This window comes from Peribacillus sp. Aquil_B1, assembly GCF_022603275.1.
Taxonomy (GTDB): domain Bacteria; phylum Bacillota; class Bacilli; order Bacillales; family DSM-1321; genus Peribacillus.
This window is the reverse complement of the sequence record NZ_JAKXEE010000003.1, coordinates 435,383-455,485: the sequence shown is the minus strand read 5'-3', so window position 1 is coordinate 455,485 and position 20,103 is coordinate 435,383. Positions and strand designations below refer to the sequence as shown.

26 protein-coding genes are annotated in these 20,103 nt (G+C 42.1%); 16 read left to right on the top strand and 10 right to left on the bottom strand.

Annotated elements, in window-relative coordinates:
• Window positions 1–8: 8 nt before the first annotated feature.
• Window positions 9–275 (bottom strand): hypothetical protein, encoded by a 267-nt coding sequence (locus tag MPH60_RS20335; protein ID WP_241589578.1) that lies wholly within the window; start codon window positions 273–275, stop codon window positions 9–11.
• Window positions 276–419: 144 nt separating this feature from the next.
• On the opposite strand from MPH60_RS20335, the gene MPH60_RS20330 reads away from it, so the two are divergent.
• Window positions 420–839, top strand: a complete 420-nt coding sequence (locus MPH60_RS20330) for a MarR family winged helix-turn-helix transcriptional regulator (protein ID WP_053536927.1) — start codon at window positions 420–422, stop codon at window positions 837–839.
• A gap of 18 nt (window positions 840–857) precedes the next feature.
• Window positions 858–2,063 (top strand): MFS transporter, encoded by a 1,206-nt coding sequence (locus MPH60_RS20325; RefSeq protein ID WP_241589579.1) that lies wholly within the window; start codon window positions 858–860, stop codon window positions 2,061–2,063.
• A 147-nt stretch (window positions 2,064–2,210) separates the two neighbouring features.
• Here the strand turns inward: MPH60_RS20325 and bshB2 are convergent, their stop codons facing one another.
• From bshB2 to pdxK, 3 genes are all read right to left on the bottom strand, one after another.
• Entirely contained in the window at window positions 2,211–2,876 is a 666-nt protein-coding gene (gene bshB2 / locus MPH60_RS20320) for a bacillithiol biosynthesis deacetylase BshB2 (protein WP_101223880.1), read from the bottom strand.
• Between the two features lie 97 nt (window positions 2,877–2,973).
• Window positions 2,974–3,321, bottom strand: coding sequence for a YojF family protein (locus MPH60_RS20315; RefSeq protein ID WP_096339115.1), 348 nt, complete (start codon window positions 3,319–3,321; stop codon window positions 2,974–2,976).
• Window positions 3,322–3,445: 124 nt separating this feature from the next.
• Entirely contained in the window at window positions 3,446–4,273 is an 828-nt protein-coding gene (gene pdxK / locus MPH60_RS20310; RefSeq protein WP_241589580.1) for a pyridoxine/pyridoxal/pyridoxamine kinase, read from the bottom strand.
• Between the two features lie 373 nt (window positions 4,274–4,646).
• Here pdxK and mobA point away from each other — a divergent pair, with 373 nt between their 5' ends.
• The 4 genes from mobA to MPH60_RS20290 are packed head-to-tail and all read left to right on the top strand — an operon-like array spanning window position 4,647 to window position 7,006.
• Window positions 4,647–5,282, top strand: coding sequence for a molybdenum cofactor guanylyltransferase (gene mobA, locus MPH60_RS20305; protein WP_241589581.1), 636 nt, complete (start codon window positions 4,647–4,649; stop codon window positions 5,280–5,282).
• Window positions 5,272–5,736: a molybdenum cofactor biosynthesis protein MoaE gene (locus tag MPH60_RS20300; protein WP_241589582.1), complete on the top strand. Its 465-nt coding sequence runs from the start codon at window positions 5,272–5,274 to the stop codon at window positions 5,734–5,736. The genes mobA and MPH60_RS20300 overlap by 11 nt, the downstream gene beginning before the upstream one ends.
• On the top strand, window positions 5,729–5,962 hold the full coding sequence (gene moaD, locus MPH60_RS20295) for a molybdopterin converting factor subunit 1 (protein WP_241589583.1): 234 nt from the start codon (window positions 5,729–5,731) through the stop codon (window positions 5,960–5,962). The genes MPH60_RS20300 and moaD overlap by 8 nt, the downstream gene beginning before the upstream one ends.
• Window positions 5,963–5,986: 24 nt before the next feature.
• The gene (locus MPH60_RS20290; RefSeq protein WP_241589584.1) at window positions 5,987–7,006 is read left to right on the top strand and encodes a MoeB/ThiF family adenylyltransferase; all 1,020 of its coding nucleotides are present in this window, start codon (window positions 5,987–5,989) and stop codon (window positions 7,004–7,006) included.
• Between the two features lie 76 nt (window positions 7,007–7,082).
• Here the strand turns inward: MPH60_RS20290 and MPH60_RS20285 are convergent, their stop codons facing one another.
• The gene (locus MPH60_RS20285; RefSeq protein WP_053536921.1) at window positions 7,083–7,430 is read right to left on the bottom strand and encodes a general stress protein; all 348 of its coding nucleotides are present in this window, start codon (window positions 7,428–7,430) and stop codon (window positions 7,083–7,085) included.
• Between the two features lie 136 nt (window positions 7,431–7,566).
• Complete coding sequence (locus MPH60_RS20280) at window positions 7,567–9,000, bottom strand: phospholipase D family protein (protein WP_241589585.1); 1,434 nt, start codon at window positions 8,998–9,000, stop codon at window positions 7,567–7,569.
• A 151-nt stretch (window positions 9,001–9,151) separates the two neighbouring features.
• Here MPH60_RS20280 and MPH60_RS20275 point away from each other — a divergent pair, with 151 nt between their 5' ends.
• The 3 genes from MPH60_RS20275 to MPH60_RS20260 all read left to right on the top strand — a co-directional run bounded on the left by MPH60_RS20275 (window position 9,152) and on the right by MPH60_RS20260 (window position 10,752).
• Window positions 9,152–9,832, top strand: a complete 681-nt coding sequence (locus MPH60_RS20275; RefSeq protein ID WP_241589586.1) for a uracil-DNA glycosylase — start codon at window positions 9,152–9,154, stop codon at window positions 9,830–9,832.
• A gap of 270 nt (window positions 9,833–10,102) precedes the next feature.
• On the top strand, window positions 10,103–10,360 hold the full coding sequence (locus tag MPH60_RS20265) for a YwdI family protein (protein ID WP_241589587.1): 258 nt from the start codon (window positions 10,103–10,105) through the stop codon (window positions 10,358–10,360).
• A gap of 23 nt (window positions 10,361–10,383) precedes the next feature.
• Window positions 10,384–10,752, top strand: coding sequence for a DUF423 domain-containing protein (locus tag MPH60_RS20260; RefSeq protein ID WP_137017372.1), 369 nt, complete (start codon window positions 10,384–10,386; stop codon window positions 10,750–10,752).
• A gap of 344 nt (window positions 10,753–11,096) precedes the next feature.
• Here the strand turns inward: MPH60_RS20260 and gerQ are convergent, their stop codons facing one another.
• Window positions 11,097–11,612, bottom strand: coding sequence for a spore coat protein GerQ (gerQ, locus tag MPH60_RS20255; protein ID WP_241589588.1), 516 nt, complete (start codon window positions 11,610–11,612; stop codon window positions 11,097–11,099).
• Window positions 11,613–12,023: 411 nt separating this feature from the next.
• Window positions 12,024–12,773 carry a hydrogen peroxide-dependent heme synthase gene (hemQ, locus tag MPH60_RS20250; RefSeq protein WP_214744282.1) on the bottom strand — a complete coding sequence of 250 codons (750 nt, stop codon included), beginning with the start codon at window positions 12,771–12,773 and terminating at the stop codon, window positions 12,024–12,026.
• Window positions 12,774–13,028: 255 nt separating this feature from the next.
• Here hemQ and pta point away from each other — a divergent pair, with 255 nt between their 5' ends.
• Complete coding sequence (pta, locus tag MPH60_RS20245) at window positions 13,029–14,015, top strand: phosphate acetyltransferase (protein ID WP_241589589.1); 987 nt, start codon at window positions 13,029–13,031, stop codon at window positions 14,013–14,015.
• A 35-nt stretch (window positions 14,016–14,050) separates the two neighbouring features.
• Entirely contained in the window at window positions 14,051–14,899 is an 849-nt protein-coding gene (locus tag MPH60_RS20240) for a lipoate--protein ligase family protein (RefSeq protein ID WP_241589590.1), read from the top strand.
• Window positions 14,900–15,137: 238 nt separating this feature from the next.
• Here MPH60_RS20240 and MPH60_RS20235 read toward each other — a convergent pair whose 3' ends face one another.
• The gene (locus tag MPH60_RS20235) at window positions 15,138–15,884 is read right to left on the bottom strand and encodes an RsfA family transcriptional regulator (RefSeq protein ID WP_241589592.1); all 747 of its coding nucleotides are present in this window, start codon (window positions 15,882–15,884) and stop codon (window positions 15,138–15,140) included.
• A 269-nt stretch (window positions 15,885–16,153) separates the two neighbouring features.
• On the opposite strand from MPH60_RS20235, the gene MPH60_RS20230 reads away from it, so the two are divergent.
• From MPH60_RS20230 to MPH60_RS20220, 3 genes are all read left to right on the top strand, one after another.
• Window positions 16,154–16,375 (top strand): DUF1450 domain-containing protein, encoded by a 222-nt coding sequence (locus tag MPH60_RS20230; RefSeq protein ID WP_048683566.1) that lies wholly within the window; start codon window positions 16,154–16,156, stop codon window positions 16,373–16,375.
• A gap of 237 nt (window positions 16,376–16,612) precedes the next feature.
• On the top strand, window positions 16,613–17,920 hold the full coding sequence (locus tag MPH60_RS20225; protein ID WP_241589593.1) for an HD domain-containing protein: 1,308 nt from the start codon (window positions 16,613–16,615) through the stop codon (window positions 17,918–17,920).
• Between the two features lie 32 nt (window positions 17,921–17,952).
• Window positions 17,953–18,462: a YwgA family protein gene (locus tag MPH60_RS20220; protein WP_098185024.1), complete on the top strand. Its 510-nt coding sequence runs from the start codon at window positions 17,953–17,955 to the stop codon at window positions 18,460–18,462.
• Window positions 18,463–18,491: 29 nt separating this feature from the next.
• Here MPH60_RS20220 and MPH60_RS20215 read toward each other — a convergent pair whose 3' ends face one another.
• A complete protein-coding gene (locus MPH60_RS20215) occupies window positions 18,492–18,677 on the bottom strand; it encodes a 2-hydroxymuconate tautomerase (protein ID WP_241589594.1) in 186 nt (61 codons plus the stop codon).
• A 142-nt stretch (window positions 18,678–18,819) separates the two neighbouring features.
• Between MPH60_RS20215 and MPH60_RS20210 the strand changes: the two genes are divergently transcribed.
• Together MPH60_RS20210 and MPH60_RS20205 are read left to right on the top strand one after the other, a co-directional pair.
• Window positions 18,820–19,494: a site-2 protease family protein gene (locus tag MPH60_RS20210; protein ID WP_241589595.1), complete on the top strand. Its 675-nt coding sequence runs from the start codon at window positions 18,820–18,822 to the stop codon at window positions 19,492–19,494.
• Window positions 19,495–19,534: 40 nt separating this feature from the next.
• On the top strand, window positions 19,535–20,044 hold the full coding sequence (locus MPH60_RS20205) for a YwhD family protein (RefSeq protein ID WP_137023606.1): 510 nt from the start codon (window positions 19,535–19,537) through the stop codon (window positions 20,042–20,044).
• Window positions 20,045–20,103: the final 59 nt, after the last annotated feature.

Sequence of the window (20,103 nt, the reverse complement as noted above, 5' to 3'; positions counted from 1 at the left end):
CGTGAAACTCACGAGTAACGCCCAAACTCACGAGTAAAAGCGTGAAAACTCACGAGTAAATGTCCCAAACTCACGAGTAAAAGCGTGAAACTCACGAGTAAATGTCCCAAATTCACGAGTAAAAGTTTGAAATTCACGAGTAAATGCCCCGAATTCACGAGTAAAAGTTTGAAATTCAGGAGTAAATGCCCCGAATTCACGAGTAAAAGCGCGAAACTCACGGAGTATTCGCTCCAATCCACAGTATTTCTTTCGACACCTCGAATAAAAAACATGAACCTCCTGAATTTTGTCCCGGAAGCGATGGAGAAGCTTAGGAAACAGTGTGTCTACGATTATTTTCGTTCATCCGAGGGCTAGACATTTTTATTGAATAGGTGTATAGTTACCTAGGTAACTAATTTTCAGGAGGAATACTTTTGTCCTTTCAAAATGGTTTTTTTCATCATAACTTACAATTTTCAAGGTCATTTACCAAAAAGTTAAATGAACAATTGGCCAAGGTTGATCTTTATCATTCCCAATGGTCGATTGTATATTATCTGAGTCAGTTTGGCTGTTCTACGCTTGTTGAAATAAGCACTTATTTAGATGTGGAGAAACCGACGGTAACCAGGACGGTAAACCGCTTGGAAGAACTTGAGTTGATTGAACAAGTCCCAGGAAAAGATAAACGGGAACGGAGAATACAGTTGACGGAGTCAGGTTTAAGGACTTATCAAGAGGCCAAAAAGGTAGTTGAAGAATTTGAACTTCAATTAATGAGCGGTTTGGCTGAAGAGGATCGGGAGGCAACGTTACGTACGTTGATTTTCCTGAAGGAGAAATTAAAACAATAGTAAGGAAGAAGGATTGAAATGAATCACAAACCGAAATTGTGGACGAAAGACTTTCTGATTGTCTCGTCTGCAAACTTTTTTCTATTTTTAACTTTTTATGTTTTGATGGTGACATTGACCATTTACACGATGGATAACTTTCATGCGTCGCAAGCACAAGCAGGGCTTGCTTCGAGTATTTTTGTACTCGGTGCTGTGCTTGTCAGACCGATTGCAGGGAAAAAAATTGACAAGATCGGCCGCAGAAAGATGTTGCTTGGATCGTTAGTGCTATTCCTGATTGCATCCATTGGCTATTTCCTGGTGAATGGTTTATCCCTTTTATTGATTGATCGGCTTATTCACGGTTTTGCTTTTGGCCTTGCCACTACGGCAACTGGAACGATTGCTGCAGATATCATTCCGAATGAAAGACGCGGGGAAGGCACAGGTTACTTTGCCATGAGTACAAACTTGGCAATGGCTTTCGGTCCGTTTATTGGATTGCTGATAACACAGCATTTCAGTTATTCCATCATTTTCTATGCAGCCTCCTTATTTGCCGCGTTTTCTTTAGTTGCATCGTTATTCATGAATGTGCCTGAAGGGGAAAAGGTTGGAGCTTCACCACAAAAAGGTTTTAAAATCAGTGATTACTTTGAAAAAAGGGCACTGCCCATTTCCATTTTTATCGGATTTGCCGGATTTACCTATTCGAGCATCTTGTCCTATTTAACGTCTTTTGCAAAGGAAATGGATTTAATGGATGCGGCGAGCTTTTTCTTTGTCGTATTTGCTGTATTCCTTTTGGCGTCCCGTCCGTTTACAGGCCGGATGTTTGATGTGAAGGGGGAAAATGCAGTTATTTACCCATCGCTCTTGCTATTTGCTGTCGGTATGGTCATCCTGAGCCAATCCCATCATGGGATCACGCTTCTGATTGCCGGCGCCTTTATCGGAGTGGGGTATGGTACGTTCCAATCAAGCAGTCAAGCGATTTCCATCAAGGAAGCCCCCTCAAATCGGATGGGTTTAGCCACATCCACGTTTTTTACCATGTATGACTTCGGTATTGGTGTGGGCCCATTCCTATTGGGATTCTTAATTCCATATACAGGGTTCAAAGGGTTATTCATAGGAATGTCGATCTTTGCGTTCATACTTATTGGCATTTATTACTTGGCGCATGGAAAAAAAGCCTCGGCAAGAGTGAAAATGCAGCATGATGAACGCTTGTCTGCCTGATTTTTTGAATATGATTGTATAAAATGAAGAATTTTGGGGATGCTTATATAATGATTGATTTTCCAAAGTATCCCCCTTTTCTCCGCCTGTATCCCACAGGCGTTTTTTTATGCCATAAACAAAGAAAACCGCCATATTGGCGGTTTATTAAAATTTATAGGTCCATAATCGTTCTTTGCGGATCCAGTCTAGAAAATCGGCATCCTGATTTTCGAATTTTTCTTTCCAATCGATCACCATTGCCTGAGTTTGCGAACGGTGGGCAGTGAATGTGGCTACCTTTTTTTCTTCGACGGCAGAGATATCATGAATGATGTCAGGTTGCCCTAATTCGTCAATGCAGTTATTCGAGAAGGCGACACAATGGAGTTTAGGCCTCTCTTTCGCTTCCATTCTTTCAACGGCCCGCACCACAGCCCGTGCTGTCGCTTCATGGTCTGGATGGACACTGTATCCTGGGTAAAACGTAATGATCAATGAAGGATTCAATTCATTGATGGCATCGGTAAATAATGAAGTCAGCTTTTCATCATCTTCGAATTCAATGGTCTTATCACGCAATCCAAGCATGCGTAAATCTTGGATGCCAATCGCATTTGCTGCATCGATTAATTCCTTTTTACGAATTTTAGGGAGCGATTCCCTTGTTGCAAATGGAGGGTTTCCTAAATTACGGCCCATTTCTCCTAATGTTAAGCATAAATAGGTGACAGGAGTGCCCGCTTCTCTATGAAGGGCAAGCGTTCCGGAAACCGAGAAGGCTTCATCATCGGGATGTGGGAATATAACTAATACATGGCGTTCTTTTTCCAAAGTATATTTCTCCTTCCGTTCTACTTACAGTGAGTATGGTTATCGGTAAATGGGAGTTTTCATCGGAATTATATGATATATATCATGCAAGTTGTCATCATTCAAAAGGAGTGGGACTGAGCTGCATGGAGACAGCAAGCTTTCCGGAAAAATCAAGGCCTGCCAATAGCAATCTTCCTTGTTCATCCATTTCGAAGTGGTTAACGCCTTCTGCATATACCCAGCCAATATTGAGCTTCAAGCCGATGCGGTAGGGTCCATCCCCAACTATCTTCCCATGTTCATACTGTATAAGAGCATTACGAATATAAGCACCTGCCGAAAAGAAAGCTTCATCTACATGAGTGGCATAGGCACCATTTGTCGTTTCAAGGTGAAGATATACATCTTGTCCTGCGAAAGAATCAATGGCATTTTGCACCTCTGTACGGTCTATAGGTTTCATTCTATAATTTCCTCCTTAACTGGGCGGCTAGATAAGCTTTTCCTTCTTTCTATTTTACTAAATAAAAACAAAAAAAGCGAAAAAGGCCGCTCGATGAATTTGAGCGGCCTTTAAACTTGATGTTTTATTTTTGTGTTTTTTCAGCGATTCCATATTTATGGTATGCACCATGATTGACAGGTCCAACATAGTCATTCATCTTCCAAGAATGGCGAACGGCCTCGGTGATGAAGTCTTTAGCAATGAGGATAGCCTCACGCGGGCTTTTCCCTTCAGCCAATTGAGCCGCAATGGCTGCTGAAGATGAACAGCCGGCACCATGTGTATTGGTCGTTTCGATTTTTTCTGATTCAAGGATTTCAAATTCAGTTCCATCATATAAAAGGTCAATGGCTTTATCATGATCCAGCTTATTACCGCCTTTGATCAAGACAAATTTTGCACCAAGTGCATGAATCTTTTCGGCTGCAGCCCTCATATCGTCAATCGTCTTGATAGGCGCAGTGCCCGCTAACTGAGCGGCCTCGAACAGGTTTGGCGTGACTACAGTTGCACGTGGAACAAGCAGTTCGCGCAGAGCTACAGCCGTTTCAGGGTGCAATACTTCATCTTCACCTTTACATACCATGACTGGATCGATTACGACCTTGTCCAGCTTCAACTCGTCTATTTTACGGGCAACAAGTTCAATGATTTCCACTGATCCAAGCATTCCCGTTTTCATTGCATCAATGCCGATTGATAGAATCGTTTCGATTTGGGCTTCCAAAACCTCGACCGGTGTAGGGAATACATTATGCGACCAGCCATTCTTTGGATCCATCGTCACGATTGTCGTTAATGCGGACATACCGTAAATGCCGAATTCTTGGAATGTCTTTAAATCCGCTTGAAGACCGGCACCGCCGCTCGAATCCGATCCGGCAACTGTCATAGCTCTTTTCATAGTCATTATGTGACCTCCTCAGGAGAATTAGATATCGATATTATCAGCATACCAGTTAATATCCTATTTTTAGAATATACCAAAATTTCTTTTATGTAAAACTTAGTTTTCACCTTAATATGAGTACCTTAAGAAAGGTAATCGAATGGCCACGCATGTGTCATTTTTCGGACCTGGAAATAAGAATATAAAATGGGTGGGTGGCCTGATTTTTAGCTTTTGATCCTACTTTCCATCTTTTGATATACAAAGCAAAGTTTGTGAAAGTGTCATTATTGTCAAAGTTGATTTAAAATATTTAAATATAGTGGATACATACATTTAGTACAGCTTTACCGTTCGATGCTGGATTAAACCCAAAAAAGGGAGGGTGATTTCTATGGAATGGACCATGTTGCTTTTAGCTGGCGGGAAATCAAGCCGTATGGGCGTGAATAAGGCCCTGTTGACCATAGGTGGCGTCGTGAACATTTCAAGAGTGGCATCCGAATTGAAAAAGGTGTCAGAAAACATTATGGTCATTACGAATACTTTTGAAGAATATCGTTTTCTGCAGCTGCCGCTCATTCCGGATTTACATAAAGATCAAGGACCTCTTGGCGGATTGCATGCAGGGTTGACCTCATCGGAAACGGAGCTTCAGTTCCTTGCAGCCTGTGATATGCCGTTTGTGAATGCTGATGCCATAAAGGATATCATTTCCCATTATGAACCTCAATTCGATGCTGTCATTCCAGAAATAAATGGCAGGCTCCAGCCGCTTTTTGCTGTTTACCATAAAAGGTGTCTTCCTGTACTGACGGACTGTTTATTAAAACATGAATTGAAAATGAGTCTATTTTTGGAAAAGATTTCGGTGAAAATCATGAAAGAAACCGACTTTACGTTATATCGCGAGAATCCTGAACATTTTCAATACCTTTTTTTCAATATGAATACGATGGAAGATTATCAAGAGGCAGGTTATATTGATCAAACTGAATTATATATAAAGGATGGTAGACATGAATTATAATATTTCAAAAGAGCCGATTGTCATCCAGGAAGTGATTGATAAAGTAGTCAGTCGAAATGCAGGTGCCGTCACGACCTTTATTGGTACGGTTAGGGAAATGACGAAAGGAAAAAAGACTCTCTTCTTAATATACGAAGCGTATGAACCGATGGCCATCAAGAAATTGGAGCAAATCGGATCGGAGATCAAGGAGCGTTGGCCTGATGCAGAAACGGCGATCACCCATCGTGTAGGAAAACTTGAAATCACGGATATCGCAGTCGTTATTGCCGTTAGTACGCCACACCGAAATGATGCATATGAGGCAAATAGGTATGCGATTGAAAGAATTAAAGAAATTGTCCCGATTTGGAAAAAAGAACACTGGGAAGATGGGGAGACATGGGTAGGAAACCAGTTGGAAACCGTTTCATATCCATCTGGGAAACCGGAAGAGGGGGATATTGATGATTAATGTACTTTTATTTGCCCAATTGAAAGATGAGCTAGGCAAAGAGACTCTTTCTATAGAAGGAAATGGAATGAGTGTGGCGGAGCTAAAAGGAAAAATGAAGGTGGATTTTCAATTGGAAGGTCTAGAAACCGTGATGACGGCGGTCAATGAAGAATTTGCCGATGATGACACGATTCTATCTGATGGGGATACCGTAGCTTTCATTCCGCCAGTAAGTGGAGGCTAAAGCATTGGGAAGGGAGGGTTCACGGTGAAAGAGCGATTTTCAAGGCAGACTTTATTCGCCCCCATTGGTGAAGGGGGCCAATTGAAAATTATGAAGAAGCATGTCTTGCTTCTTGGTGCAGGGGCTTTGGGATCTGCTAATGCCGAGGCCCTTACTCGGGCAGGAGTAGGAAAGCTTACCATTGTCGACAGGGATTATGTCGAGACCAGTAATTTACAGCGCCAACAATTGTATACGGAACGGGATGTCGAGGAGAAACTGCCAAAAGCAGAAGCGGCAAAGCGTCATTTATTTGATATCAATCATGAAGTTGAAGTGAATGCCATCATCATGGACGCAACTGCCCAGAACCTCGAACAGCTGCTTGGTGATGTTGATTTGATATTGGATGCAACCGATAACTTTGAGACACGGATGATCATTAATGATTTATCACAAAAGCTTCATATACCGTGGATTTATGGGGCATGTGTGGGGAGTGTTGGCATGACTTTGACGATCCTTCCCGGACAGACTCCATGTTTGCACTGTTTGCTTAAAGCAATCCCCATTCAAGGTATGACCTGTGACACAGGAGGAATCATATCACCGGCTGTAACGATGGTAGTGGCCCACCAAACTGCCGAAGCTTTGAAAATCCTTGTTGAAGATTGGGAATCGGTACGGCCTGCCCTTGTTTCTTTCGATCTGTGGAGAAATCAATACCAAACCGTTAAATTGACAAAGGCGAAAAAGAAAGATTGTCTCTCATGCGGAGAGCAGAGGACATACCCCTTTTTAACAATGGAAAATGCAACGAAAACGGCTGTTCTTTGCGGGAGGGATACTGTACAGGTAAGACCGCCAAAACCGTTGAAACTGCAACTTGAGAAACTAGCCAAGGATCTGGATGGCAGCGGCTATTTGGTGAAATTCAATCCATTTCTTCTCTCTTGTGAAAAAGCTGGGGAGCGTATCGTCATTTTCAAGGATGGACGGGCGTTGATTCACGGTACGAAGGACATGGTCCATGCAAAGGCCACGTACCAAAGAATTCTGGGATAAGATTATAAAAAAACGAGGCCACAGTTTTGGGGCCTCGTTTTTTTATGAATCCATATAGGGTAATGGTTATAGGGTATTAGTGTGTAACCCCGTCTTTATTATCTTGTTTGGAAGCAACGATGACTACCTTTCCTTCATCAAGCACTTCCTCGTAACGTTCTGCCTCCATATCACTAAGGCCAAGGTTGCTCATTCGGTTACGAAGTTCATCTCCGCGTGATTTAAAGAGATTTCCGACGGTATCAAGGAAACCTTGTTCCTTCATGCCTACACCTTCTGTATTGGTATTCTCGGTAAGGTGTTTTGAACGGGTTTTATCATGGGCAAACAAATATACATCATCTTTCGTATAACCTGATGTAACTAATTCATCGATTTTTTCCTTTGCTTGTAAACCGTTTTCTACTACATGTACTTGATACATATAAACTCCTCCTTGAATTTTAGTGAGATTCTCTTGAATATAGGTAAATGGAATCTTGCTTATTACAGATGCTGTTTGGCTATAGTAGTATATAACCTCATATGGGCACTGATAAACATTTATATGGAAGAAAATTTTAGTAAGTGGTGAAGCGGAACACCTTCTGAATGCGGTAGGTCAAGTATTTAAAGACAGGCAGTTTTTTCTGGTATTCACTGTAATCCACCGTGTATGTTCCATTTTGATTTGTCCAGAGTCTTTGAAAATAGCTATCGACGTCCTTGGAAACATCCGCATCATTTGGAGCATGGATTTCAACATTCGCTTCAAGATTATAGTCATCTAGATTGCGGGAGGTATAATTAGCCGATCCTCCAAGGATAACCGTTTCATTAGCCTTCTGGATCATCATCAACTTTGTATGGAACTGTTCTTTATCTGTTTTGTACCAACGAATCGAGATGTTTTCATCCCCCAGTTTTTCGAATTCGGCCGCAACCGGAAGATTGGGAAGCCCGATTTTCTCACTTCCGAAAGCGTTTTGATTCGGATCCAATATCATTTGAATCTTCACACCCCGTTCAGCTGCATCCGTTAATGCCTCGACAACCTCGCGATCGGCAATGTAGAACATGGCAAGATGGATCTTGTCACCCTTTTTTGCATCCTTAATTGCCTTAAGGACATGTTTATTGATTTTTCCTTCCGTTAGCAGTTGTACCGATATCGGTCCTTTAACTGCCGATGTCCCTTTGAACTGAGGAAATGTTTTTGGTCCTCCCGAGAATTTCGAAGCGGCTTCTTCGGATTTAAGAAGATCGCCGATGATATTCCCATCCATCTGGAACGCGATATTGGAATGGAATCCACTTGCGTCATGAGGATTGGCAGATGAGATGATGGCCGTTTTTTCAGTAGCGACCACTTTTCTGTGATTGGCTTTGATATTCATCAGTCTAAGATAAGAACGCAAGGTGACCTTTGGCGCGCTTTTGGCCATTGGATTCACAATCCAGCCTTTTCCGCTTTCACCGAACCATTGGAAAAAGGTCCGATACACACCTGAATAGAGAGGATTCGGATCCCGGAGGCGGTCTAAGTTGGTAACAATGACATCAATTCCATTTTTCTTCATCGTTTCCAATGCCTCTAATTGGTAGGCATTATAGGAAGTATTCACTTCATCTGTAATGAATATAACCTGGAGATGAGGTTTCCTTTTCTTCTGTTTCACCAGATTATCCTTCAGGGTCTCGGTTAACTTCGGGAAGTTTATCTTTTCATCGTAAAAAGCATTAAACAAAAACATATCGATTACGATATAAGAATCAGCCTCTTCTATCGCTTGATTTATAGTTTGGAAAATTCGCTGCTCATGTTGCAGATTCCCTTGTTCATCGTGGTAGGAGAGGTCATAGATGAAATCGATATCCTCGACATGATGAACTTTTCCTTCATAAGAAATACCATCGGGGAGAGGCTTGTAGCTGTTATAGACGATTACGATTGCAATGACGATCAAAATGCTGACAAGCAGATAAAATCGTTTTCTTTTGTACCATTTTTTCATAGGGAATCCTCCAACATGGTTAAATTGCTTGCTAACTTTCTATTTTCCCACTTTTGGGGTATATAGAAACATAAATCGTAATCTATGGAAAAGGCAAGGCGATTAAGTTTGATATAATATAGTTTCAAAAAGTGGAAAGGGGCTGTGGCAGATGGAAAAGCAGTTATTGACAAATGATTGGTGGCCTCAATTGAAAGAGGAATTCAAAAAAGAATATTACCAGGAGCTAAGGGGATTTATAAAGCAAGAGTACAGCCAGCAAGTCATTCATCCTGATCAGGACGATATTTTTAATGCGCTTCACTATACTCCTTATGAAGGGGTAAAGGTTGTCATCCTTGGACAGGACCCTTACCATGGCCCTGGTCAAGCGCATGGCCTTAGTTTTTCAGTTAAGCCGGAAGTTCGCATCCCACCCTCTTTAAGAAATATTTTTAAAGAGTTACACACCGATTTAGGCTATGAGGTTCCGAATAATGGTTACCTAGTCGAATGGGCAAAACAGGGAGTGCTTCTATTGAATACCGTCATGACTGTTCGTGAGGGAGAGGCCCACTCACACCGCGGAAAAGGATGGGAAATCTTTACGAATCAAGTGATTCGCCTATTGAATGACCGTCCGAAACCGGTTGTATTCATCCTGTGGGGAAAACCTGCTCAAACCAAAATCCCTTTGATTGATGAAACCCGCCATAAAATCATTAAGTCCGTACATCCAAGTCCGCTGTCGGCTTCCCGTGGTTTCTTTGGCACCAAACCTTTTTCCAAAACAAATCAATTGCTGGTGGAAATGGGGGAATCCCCAATTGATTGGAAAATCTCGAACCGATGAAATGGGTAAGAAACCGAAACGGGTGAATTGTATGGCGTGCCGCCATTTCTATATCACTTGGGATCCGAGTTTTCCAAAGGGCTGCCGTGCTTTTCAATTTAAAACATCAAACCAGCCTTCTCTTGATGTCTTTCATTCTTCAGGACAGCCATGCTTAAAATTTCAGGCGAAGCCAATTAAGAGGTAGGAAATATCCAAGGTGTTTTCTTCTCTGATTTTTGCTATGCTAGTTATGATAGTTCTGACCTGTATATAGACGAGGTGGTAAAGTTGGATATTTCATCAAGACAAATGTTGGATAAAATCGAAGAGCTTGTTTTAAAAGCGAAACAAGCAAATTCAGAGGATAAGGTGCAGGGGTATGTAATCGCCATCAAGTCCCTTTGTGAAATAATGGTGGATGAAAAAACAGCGAACATCAGCATACCGAAGCCAATCACATTGACCCAGCCCGTTATGTCGGCTACACCGAATGTAGAACCGGTTAAAATGGATGAGGCTAATGGGGAGTCCTTGTTCGATTTTTAAATGAGGGAAGGGGAGCGAAATAATTGAAACTGTTCATCATTTTAGGTGCATTGAATGGGTTTATTGCTGTGGCACTAGGTGCATTCGGTGCACACGGACTGGAAGGGAAAATTCCCGATAAATATTTAGAAACCTGGCAAACCGCTGTTCAATATCAAATGTTTCATGCGGTAGGTTTATTGGTACTCGGTTTATTGGCTGGGAAAATATCAAGTCCGCTGATCAACTGGTCCGGCTGGCTTATGTTAATAGGAATTATCCTGTTTTCCGGAAGTCTATTCGTTCTAAGCGTTACGCAAATCAAAGTCCTTGGGGCCATCACACCGCTTGGCGGAGTTTCTTTCTTGGTTGCTTGGGTCTTAATGATCGTAGCTGCATATAAATACTTGTAATGGAATTAGCTGAGACTGTAGACAAATTCGAAGTTCGAATATCGAGTTTGGCTACAGTTTTTTTGTGGCTTGTACAATTTTGACGTTGATTTCCGCTCCAGGCACTCGCTTTCCGCGGGCGGTCAGGGAGCCTCCTGGGGTCTCCCTTAGACACGCTTTTCTAAGCAGGAGTCTCGACACCCGCTCCAATCAACTTTGTTATAACATGGAGTTGAAGGTGTTGGGTTTGGGAACATCATTTGATAAAAGAATGTTTTCCGATCCTCTTTTTGGGAAAAAGTCATTCCAATATATAGAAGAGCCTCAGAATCAAATAGATTCTGAGGCTCTTCTATAGGATTTTTTCACCTTGGCGAATAGGTGGCAAGCCCAGCGCCTCCAAATGGATATTCATATTCGATTTCTTCATCAAACGTTATATAATCTAAGTATACCATCGGGATTAAGTATCGTTTTCCCGTTTGAGGGTCGCTTATGATTAAATGATCGCGTCCTGCAGCCTCAATGATTCCTTTGAAGATCTTTGCATTCCATTCCTTGTTGTTTTCAAACGTTGTATAAACAGTGGCTAGTTTCCCTTTATTCAAACGCAAGATGTTCTCGATGTATGATTGTTCGACCGGAAGCATGCCAGGTATCTGTGGTCCGGAAGGGGGTTGACCCATCGTCATCGGCATTTGTTGTGGCGTGCCTGCCATAGTGGGCTGTTGTTGCTGGTATGATGGCTGTTGATAACCTTGCTGCGGGTAGCCTTGTTGCTGGTTAGGATTTTGCTGCCTTAGTTCAGGCTCATTATTCTCATAGGGGTAATAGGGGCTTCCCCCGTACGGGTAGTTACCATAAGGATTATTTTGTGACATTGCATTCCCTCCTAAATTCAAGGTTTAATTGATGCTTTGGAATTTGGACAATCCGAGAGAGTGGACTGGAAGAAACAGTGCGATTTATAGCGACCGGTAGTATTGTAAATGGTTTCTGGACAATCCCCGGGTGGCTTAAAAAACCACAATGAATGTTAAGCGATACATAACGGCTGCCGTTCATGATATAAGCCATATCCTCTTGTCGGCTAATGAATAGAAGTAACTTTCCTTCACCTCGCTGGAGTCAGGAATTGCCTTGATCAATTTTCCTGAAGGCTGAATGGGACTGTGAAAAATAAATTCATCACTATTGAAAATGTATGGGATGTGGATTGGATTTATTCCACAGCCGGGGAAAATAAAAAGGAGGGTGCAAAAAAAGCTTCCGGAAACCGGAAGCCCATTGTCTTAAACGTATAGGAATGAAGGTACGTTTTCTTCCGGCAGGATATTGCCAACGAAGAAAGAACCAAATGCAGCGTAACGTGCACTCACTTCATCAAAACGCATTTCATAGATTAATTTTTTGAATTGAAGGACATCATCCGCGAATAGTGTTACGCCCCATTCATAATCATCAAAACCGACAGAACCCGAAATGATTTGTTTTACTTTACCGGCATAACTGCGGCCAATCAAGCCGTGGGAACGCATTAAGCCTTTGCGTTCTTCCATGGAAAGCATATACCAGTTATCATCGCCATCACGACGCTTGTCCATTGGATAGAAGCATACATGTTTCGCTTTTGGAAGTATCGGATAAAGTCTGGAACGGACATGAGGGTTCTGATATGGGTCCTCACCATCTCCACCAGCTAAGTAATTGCTTAATTCCACGACGGAAACGTATGAATAAGCAGGAATTGTATATTCGGCAAGCTTCGTTTTGTTGAATTCGTTTTCAATTGCATTCAATTCTTCCATTGTTGGGCGGGCAAACATAAGCATGAAGTCCGCTTTCTGACCAACGATGGAATAAAGGGCATGACTGCCTTCATTGTCGCTTTGTGTCATATTCCATTTATCCAGTAAACCTTGGAATTCAGAGATGGCCAATTGGCGTTCGTCACTTGATAACGTTTTCCAAGAAGACCAGTCTATTAGACGGAAATCATGTAAACAATACCAGCCGTCCAGTGTTTGTGCTGCTTCACTCATTACGATCACTCCTAAGTCTTATTATAACTTTAATATAACATAGTTTCAGTATAAGGAAATTTATATCAACCCGCAAACACGACCACTGTTTTTCGGCGTTCAAACAAATTTCAAATTTGCGGATTGGCAGGGGACCAAGTGGCTGGAATTTACCTGGCTGCTAGAGTATTCTTAAAAGAAGACGGCAATGGATTTTCATCGGATGTTAAATATAGAAAAAATGGGGGAAACGTATCTAAAAAGGAGGAAGAGCCAATGAGTGATTTATTTGAAATATTGGAATCGAAAATTATGGGACATAATTTAAAGATCGTTTTTCCGGAAGGGTTGGATGAACGGATTTTGGGAGCGGCAGGCAGGCTTGCCAAAGCTAAACTGGTGACACCGGTATTGATCGGGGATATCGGGTCGATTCAAGAGAAGGCAAAGGATTTAAAAATCTCCCTTGATGCAATCGAAATATATGATCCGAAGAATTATATCATGATGGATGAAATGGTTGAAGCGTTCGTGAAGGTCCGTGATGGAAAAGCGACCGACGTAGAAGCACGTGAAATCTTAATGGATGAGAACTATTTTGGAACCATGCTCGTCCAGATGAAACTGGCACATGGAATGGTGAGCGGCGCAACTCATTCGACTGCCGATACGGTTCGGCCTGCCTTAAGGATCATTAAAACAAAGCCAGGCGTCCAAAAAACATCGGGAGTATTCATCATGGTCCGGGATGAAGAAAAATATGTGTTCGCCGATTGTGCGATCAATATAAACCCCAATTCCCAGGACCTAGCTGAAATTGCAATAGAAAGTGCGAAGACTGCACGAATGTTCGATATCGAACCGCGTGTGGCGATGTTGAGCTTTTCGACGAAGGGATCGGCAACATCCCCCGAGACCTTAAAAGTGGTTGATGCCGTCGATTTGGCAAAAGAAATGGACCCTGAAATCATTCTTGATGGGGAATTTCAGTTTGACGCGGCCTTCGTTCCTTCGGTAGCAAGAAAAAAAGCACCGGATTCCCTTATTCAGGGGGATGCGAATGTTTTTATATTCCCAAGTCTCGAAGCAGGGAACATCAGCTATAAGATGGTACAGCGCTTGGGCGGCTTCGAAGCGGTCGGTCCGATCCTTCAAGGCCTGAATCGTCCGGTGAATGACCTTTCGAGGGGATGCAGTGAAGAGGATGTATATAAACTGGCTGTCATTACAGCGGCACAGGGGTTTGTGGCGCAGTATCAATAGGCAGCTGAAGGATTAAATGTTAGAGGGAGATTCATATGGGTGAAACAGATTCATTATTAATGCAGCAAGAGTGGAGGATTATTGATCAATCTTCCGTAGGACCTCAGTTTCCTGCTCTGGAGTCCTTTGCGATGGATGATACATTTTGCGCTTCCGTAGGGTCAGGTAAATCAGCGGCCGTAGCCAGGGCGTGGGTACACCATCGAACCATCGTCATGGGTATACAGGATACGAAGTTGCCTTTTCTTAAAAAGGGTTTAGATCATTTAGAAGAACATGGCTTTCAGGCCATCGTAAGGAATTCCGGAGGATTGGCAGTCGTGCTGGATGAGGGTGTCCTTAATTTGTCGCTCATTTTTCCTGAAAACGAGCGGAAAATTGAAATCAATCGTGGATATGATGCGATGTGGGAGCTTGTCCAATTGATGTTTTCCGATTTCCCAGTCACGATGGAAGCAAGGGAAATCGTCGGTTCCTATTGTCCTGGAAGTTATGATTTAAGTATAAATGGGCAGAAATTTGCAGGTATTTCCCAGCGCAGGATCCGCAATGGCGTAGCGGTGCAAATCTATTTGTGTGTCAATGGAAGCGGGGCTGAACGTGCCAGTCTCGTGAAGGGTTTTTATGATGCAGCTAAAGGAAATGCAGAAACCAAATTCGTTTATCCTGATATCGTCCCTTCGGTAATGGCGTCCCTAACTGAATTGTTGGGCGTGCAATTGAGCGTTCAGGACGTGATGCTCAGATTCCTGCATGTATTGAAGGAACATAGCGAAAGGATATTCTCTGACACTCTTTCCGTTCAGGAATGGCCGATGTATGAGGCATACTTGGCAAGAGTGGTGGAACGCAATGATAAAGTATTTGATGCATTAAAGGATTGAAAAGAAAGAAGCCGTTCCATTAAGTCAGGAACGGCTTCTTTCAATTAATACGACTTTAGCATTCACTGAAACTGTAAATGGACTGGATGATAGGCAACGGCGTCCGGGGAGATATTATTCCTTCTTTCTTGAAACGATGAAAAAAAAGAGCCTTATTGGCTCCCTTTTTCGGATAAACATGGGTAAAACGGCCTTTATCATGTGGTTGATCTATGTAACTTATCCCCACATTATCTTATTACTCGGCCATTTTTTCCAAATTGCCATTCCGGTCCATCTTGAATTTAGTTGCCGGACGTTCCTCTTCCTCTAACAAAACCAGCTTTCTTGCTCGATTCATGATATTCATCAAAGTTTCATAATCTTCCTGCATCAAGCCGCTGTTTTGTTCTAGGTGGCTGATTTTATTCTCCAATTCTTCGTTTCGCTTTTTCAGCCCTTTAATTTCAAGCTGCAATCTTTCATTTTCGGTTTTTAATACTTCGGCTTGAAGCATACGGCCGTTCATAGATTCCAAATAGGCGATGACGGTATCAAGGCTCATGGCCATTTCCAAAGGTACTGGTGTGTGCTGTGTCTTAGGAGCGAGGGCTTCTGCCACAACGAATTCCTCTGCTGCTTCATAATTGGTAGTATCGACTTCGGAATTCAACTCTAGTTCCTCTTCTTGTACATGGGGAACCAATATATCGGAAATCGTTGGGGACGGCGGTGTATAAAGAAGCCGTTTTTTTCCTCCTTGATCTTTTCCAAGGATCCTTTGCCGTTGCTTACGCTGTTTCTTGGCAAGGGAAAGCGCTTTATCATAATTATGGCGGACAACTGCATTCCAGCGGAATCCGCATGCTGCCGAGGTGCGATTCAACTTATCTCCTACCTCTTCAAAAGCATTGAGCTGAGTGCTGCCTTCCCGCACATGGCGCAATACCGTTTCTGCCAAAAGCAAATCATCTTCTTCTGTCCAGGCGTCTTGACGAACCTTCATTTCTACATACTCCCTTTCTGGTAATTTTTAAAATAAATAACTATATAAAATATCGTGTGGCAGTGATTTATGGAGTGTTCTACTAGCATTTTGGACAAAATATGGTTTTTTTATACAAAAAGGTTAAAAGGATACTAGTTTTTTGATTTTTTACATCCTTTTCATATCATCCAGCCCTCTTGATATTCATAAGTAGAAACGGTAAAATACCCTTTAGTCGTATAAATGGATGAAAAATAGTTTGTCATGGAAAGGATGGTGACCGGAGGATGTCCAATGAATTCAGAGTGTGCGATGACTGCTTGGCGGTAAACATTAAAACATTGATTCCGCGTCTTGAAAAGCTTGATCCCGACGCGAAAATTGAAGTGGGCTGTCAATCCTATTGCGGTCCTGGCAGAAAGAAGTCTTTTGCCTTTGTCAATAACCGTCCAGTTGCTGCACCGACAGAAGACGAGTTACTAGATAAAATCAATAAAAAACTAAAGTAGGATCCATGATATATAGGTAGAGTGGATTGTTTGCTTATGATAAATGAAACAAGTAATCATCACCCAGATTCGACACACTGCGGTGATTTTTTATTTCTTTATTTTCAAGACAAAATCGGACTGAAACTTCCGTTTTCTTACAAAATGACCCCTCTTACTAGCAAGGTGGAAGTTAGGGTTTTTTGTCAAAACACGCTATAATGAGTGCATCGAGATTACGAAAAAAGAGGGTAGTTCATGGAATATTCCGGCGAAAAATTACAAGAAGAAAAAGTATTCAAGGATCCGGTGCACCGATATATACATGTTCGCGACCGGGTTATATGGGATTTAATAGGGACGAAGGAATTTCAGCGTCTTCGAAGGATCAAACAGCTGGGAACGACTTATTTAACCTTTCATGGTGCGGAACATAGTCGGCTTAGCCATTCGCTTGGAGTATACGAGATTGTTCGGAGAATCGTGGATGATGTTTTCGAGGGCAGACCCGAATGGAAACCTGAGGAACGGTTACTATCCTTGTGCGCAGCACTTCTGCATGATTTGGGTCATGGTCCTTTCTCTCATTCTTTTGAAAAAGTGTTTGACCTGGATCATGAGCAATTCACGAGGCAGATAATCCTCGGCGATACGGAAGTGAATAAGATCCTCCTTAAGGTTGGACGTGATTTTCCTAAAAAAGTGGCAGAAGTCATAGCGAAAACCTATAAAGGCAAATTAGTAGTCAGCCTGATTTCAAGTCAGATCGATGCTGATAGAATGGACTATTTACAGCGTGATGCTTACTTCACTGGCGTGAGCTATGGACACTTCGATATGGAAAGGCTTTTGCGTGTAATGAGGCCAAGGGAAGAACACGCCGTCATAAAACAAAGCGGGATGCATGCGGTTGAGGATTATATCATGAGTCGCTACCAAATGTATTGGCAGGTTTATTTCCATCCAGTTACGAGAAGTGCGGAGGTCATACTTACCAAGATTCTACATAGAGCGAAACATTTATATGAATCCGGTTATGAGTTTGCCCAAGAACCACACCATTTTTATTCATTGTTCAGGGGAGAAGTGACTTTAACGGACTACTTGAAAATGGATGAATCGGTGATGCTCTATTATTTCGAAGCATGGGAAGACGAAAACGATGCGATTTTAAAAGATTTATGCACTCGCTTCGTTAACCGTAAACTATTTAAATATGTGGAATTCCATCCATCGAACAGTCAAATGAACAGGCTGATGGAGTTAAGGACGCTATTCAAGAAGGCAGGCATCGATCCGGATTATTATCTTGTCGTCGATTCTTCATCAGATCTGCCGTATGATTTTTACCGGCCAGGTGAGGAAGAGGAGAGGCTTCCGATTCACTTGCTGAAAAATAATGGTGAAATTCGTGAATTATCGCGTGAATCCGAAATTGTCGATGCAATTTCAGGGAAAAGAAGAACGGATCATAAGTTGTATTATCCAGCGGATTTATTGCGTGATGAATCTACGAAGAAAAATATAAAAAAACAGATTCGAAAGCTTTTGGAGCTATCGGATTAAAGTGGTACATTTTTGGTGAGGAGTGACGAGCCTTGTTTAAGGATCATGCAAACATTATCAATGCAATTTCTACTGCCGGTGAAATCTCGGGTCGGAAAAAATTACAGAAGATCGTTTATATCGCGAAGAAGCTGTCCTTCCCATTTCATGAAAAGTTTCAGTTTCACTTTTATGGACCGTATTCGGAGGAGCTGACCTTACGTATCGAAGAGCTCTGCGAAATGGGCTACTTGAATGAAGTAAGGGAAAAAAAAGCAGGCTATTATCAATATTGTTATTCGATAACGGATGCAGGCCGGGATTTCCTATCCATCCAGGAAGTGGAGATGCCGGCACTTGAGGCATGCTTACAGGATATGAACGAACAGAATGCCCGGTTTTTGGAGCTGGTTTCAACGGTATTATACTTCGACACGCTTGAAAAAGAGGAAGTCACCGAGAAAATTTTCACGTTGAAAAGCAAACAAAAATATACGCTTGAAGAAATTGATGAGGCATATGAATATATTGAGCAGCTAAAAACAAAAGCTAAGCCGAATTGATGGCTTAGCTTTTCCCCATTATGTAAATCTTATAAATCGCTTTTACGGACACCGGCTACCGCTAAATGACTTTTTGACATTTCTTCAATGAAAATCGTCACGGCTTCAGCTGGTGCTCCAGTTGTTTCCGTTACGGCTGCAGTCACCTTTTCGACTAAAGCCTTTTTTTGTTCGTCTGTACGGCCTTCAAGCATTTTGACTGTTACATATGGCATCTCTTTCCCCCCCCCCTTCCTCTCTTATCTTGTAGTGTTTCACAATGGAAAAAGAAATGCAAGACTAGGAAGTCAGAGTTTTTTCACTTCTTGATCTTTTGATGTATACTAACGGTAATAAACATAGGGGGAGAAGCTAGCGATGCAATTCTTTGAGCAAATAGGAGGGTTTTTGGCTTATCCTTTGGAACAGCTTCCATATGTCATTGTGTCCCTGTTGATCGCCTTTACGGTTCATGAATTTTCCCATGCTTATGTGGCCTATAAGTTCGGTGATCCGACAGCAAAGAATGAAGGAAGAGTCACATTGAATCCGATCTCCCATTTGGATCCGATCGGGACATTGCTGATATTAATAGCTGGATTTGGTTGGGCGAGACCTGTACCGGTTAATCGTTTTCATTTCAAGAATCCAAAATTGGCAGGAGTTCTCGTCTCTTTTGCCGGTCCGTTCAGTAATTTGATTGTTGCAATGCTAGGGTTTTTAATTTTTTACGGGTTGATTGCCGCAGGCGTTGGACCTGATTTACCGTTTTTCGTCGAGCCCTTCTTAAATATACTCATAAATTTAAATGTCCTTTTATTTGTATTCAATCTGTTGCCGCTGCCGCCGCTCGATGGCTATAGGATCATTCAGGATCTTGTTTCAGCAGACTTGCGGGCAAAAATGACCCAGTATGAACAATATGGTTCCCTTATTTTTTTGATTCTGATCATCACACCGCTGAGTCAATTTACAATAAGCCCGATTTTGAAAACTGGTCGAGACTTTGTTGGAGGCATCTTGAGTCAATTTTTTTCATTTTTGTTTTTTTAACCAATAATAAGGAATGACAAATCATAAAGGGGGATAAAACATGGAAGAACAACCAAAGAAAAAGGTAGGCTTTAATATTATAAAAAACGACCCGACAGAAGGTCATGGCGGATATGGAGCAGGGGTTTTAACGCTCGATAATATTTCCCCGGTCATCATCGATGTGGATGCAGGTGAGGCAGAGGTCGATATCGGCGCGATGCATGCAAGAAGTGCAGTGGAAAAAGGGATCAAGTTTTTAAAGACTAAAGAGGAGGTCCCGAATGCCAAACCTTACTGGCTTGTTTGGGTGACCATTGAAGCCACTCAAAATGGTCCGCACTATGCAGGTGTGACAGCATGTGAAATGATGGTCGACAGGTCAATTAGACGCGGTTACAAATCGCTCCCGGAGCATGTTAACCGGATGGATAAATCGCTAAAACGAAAAATCATCGTCGAGGACATGGACGATAAATCAAAACGTGTGCTTGCAGACTTCCTGAAAAATCATGATGCAGGAATGTGGGAGCGTTCTTCAGATCTGCTGAAGGAGTCATTGACGGTTTGAAACTCGATTAATGGGTAAATGTTAAGTTTAGTGAAAAATGCACTTGTAGGAAAGCGATA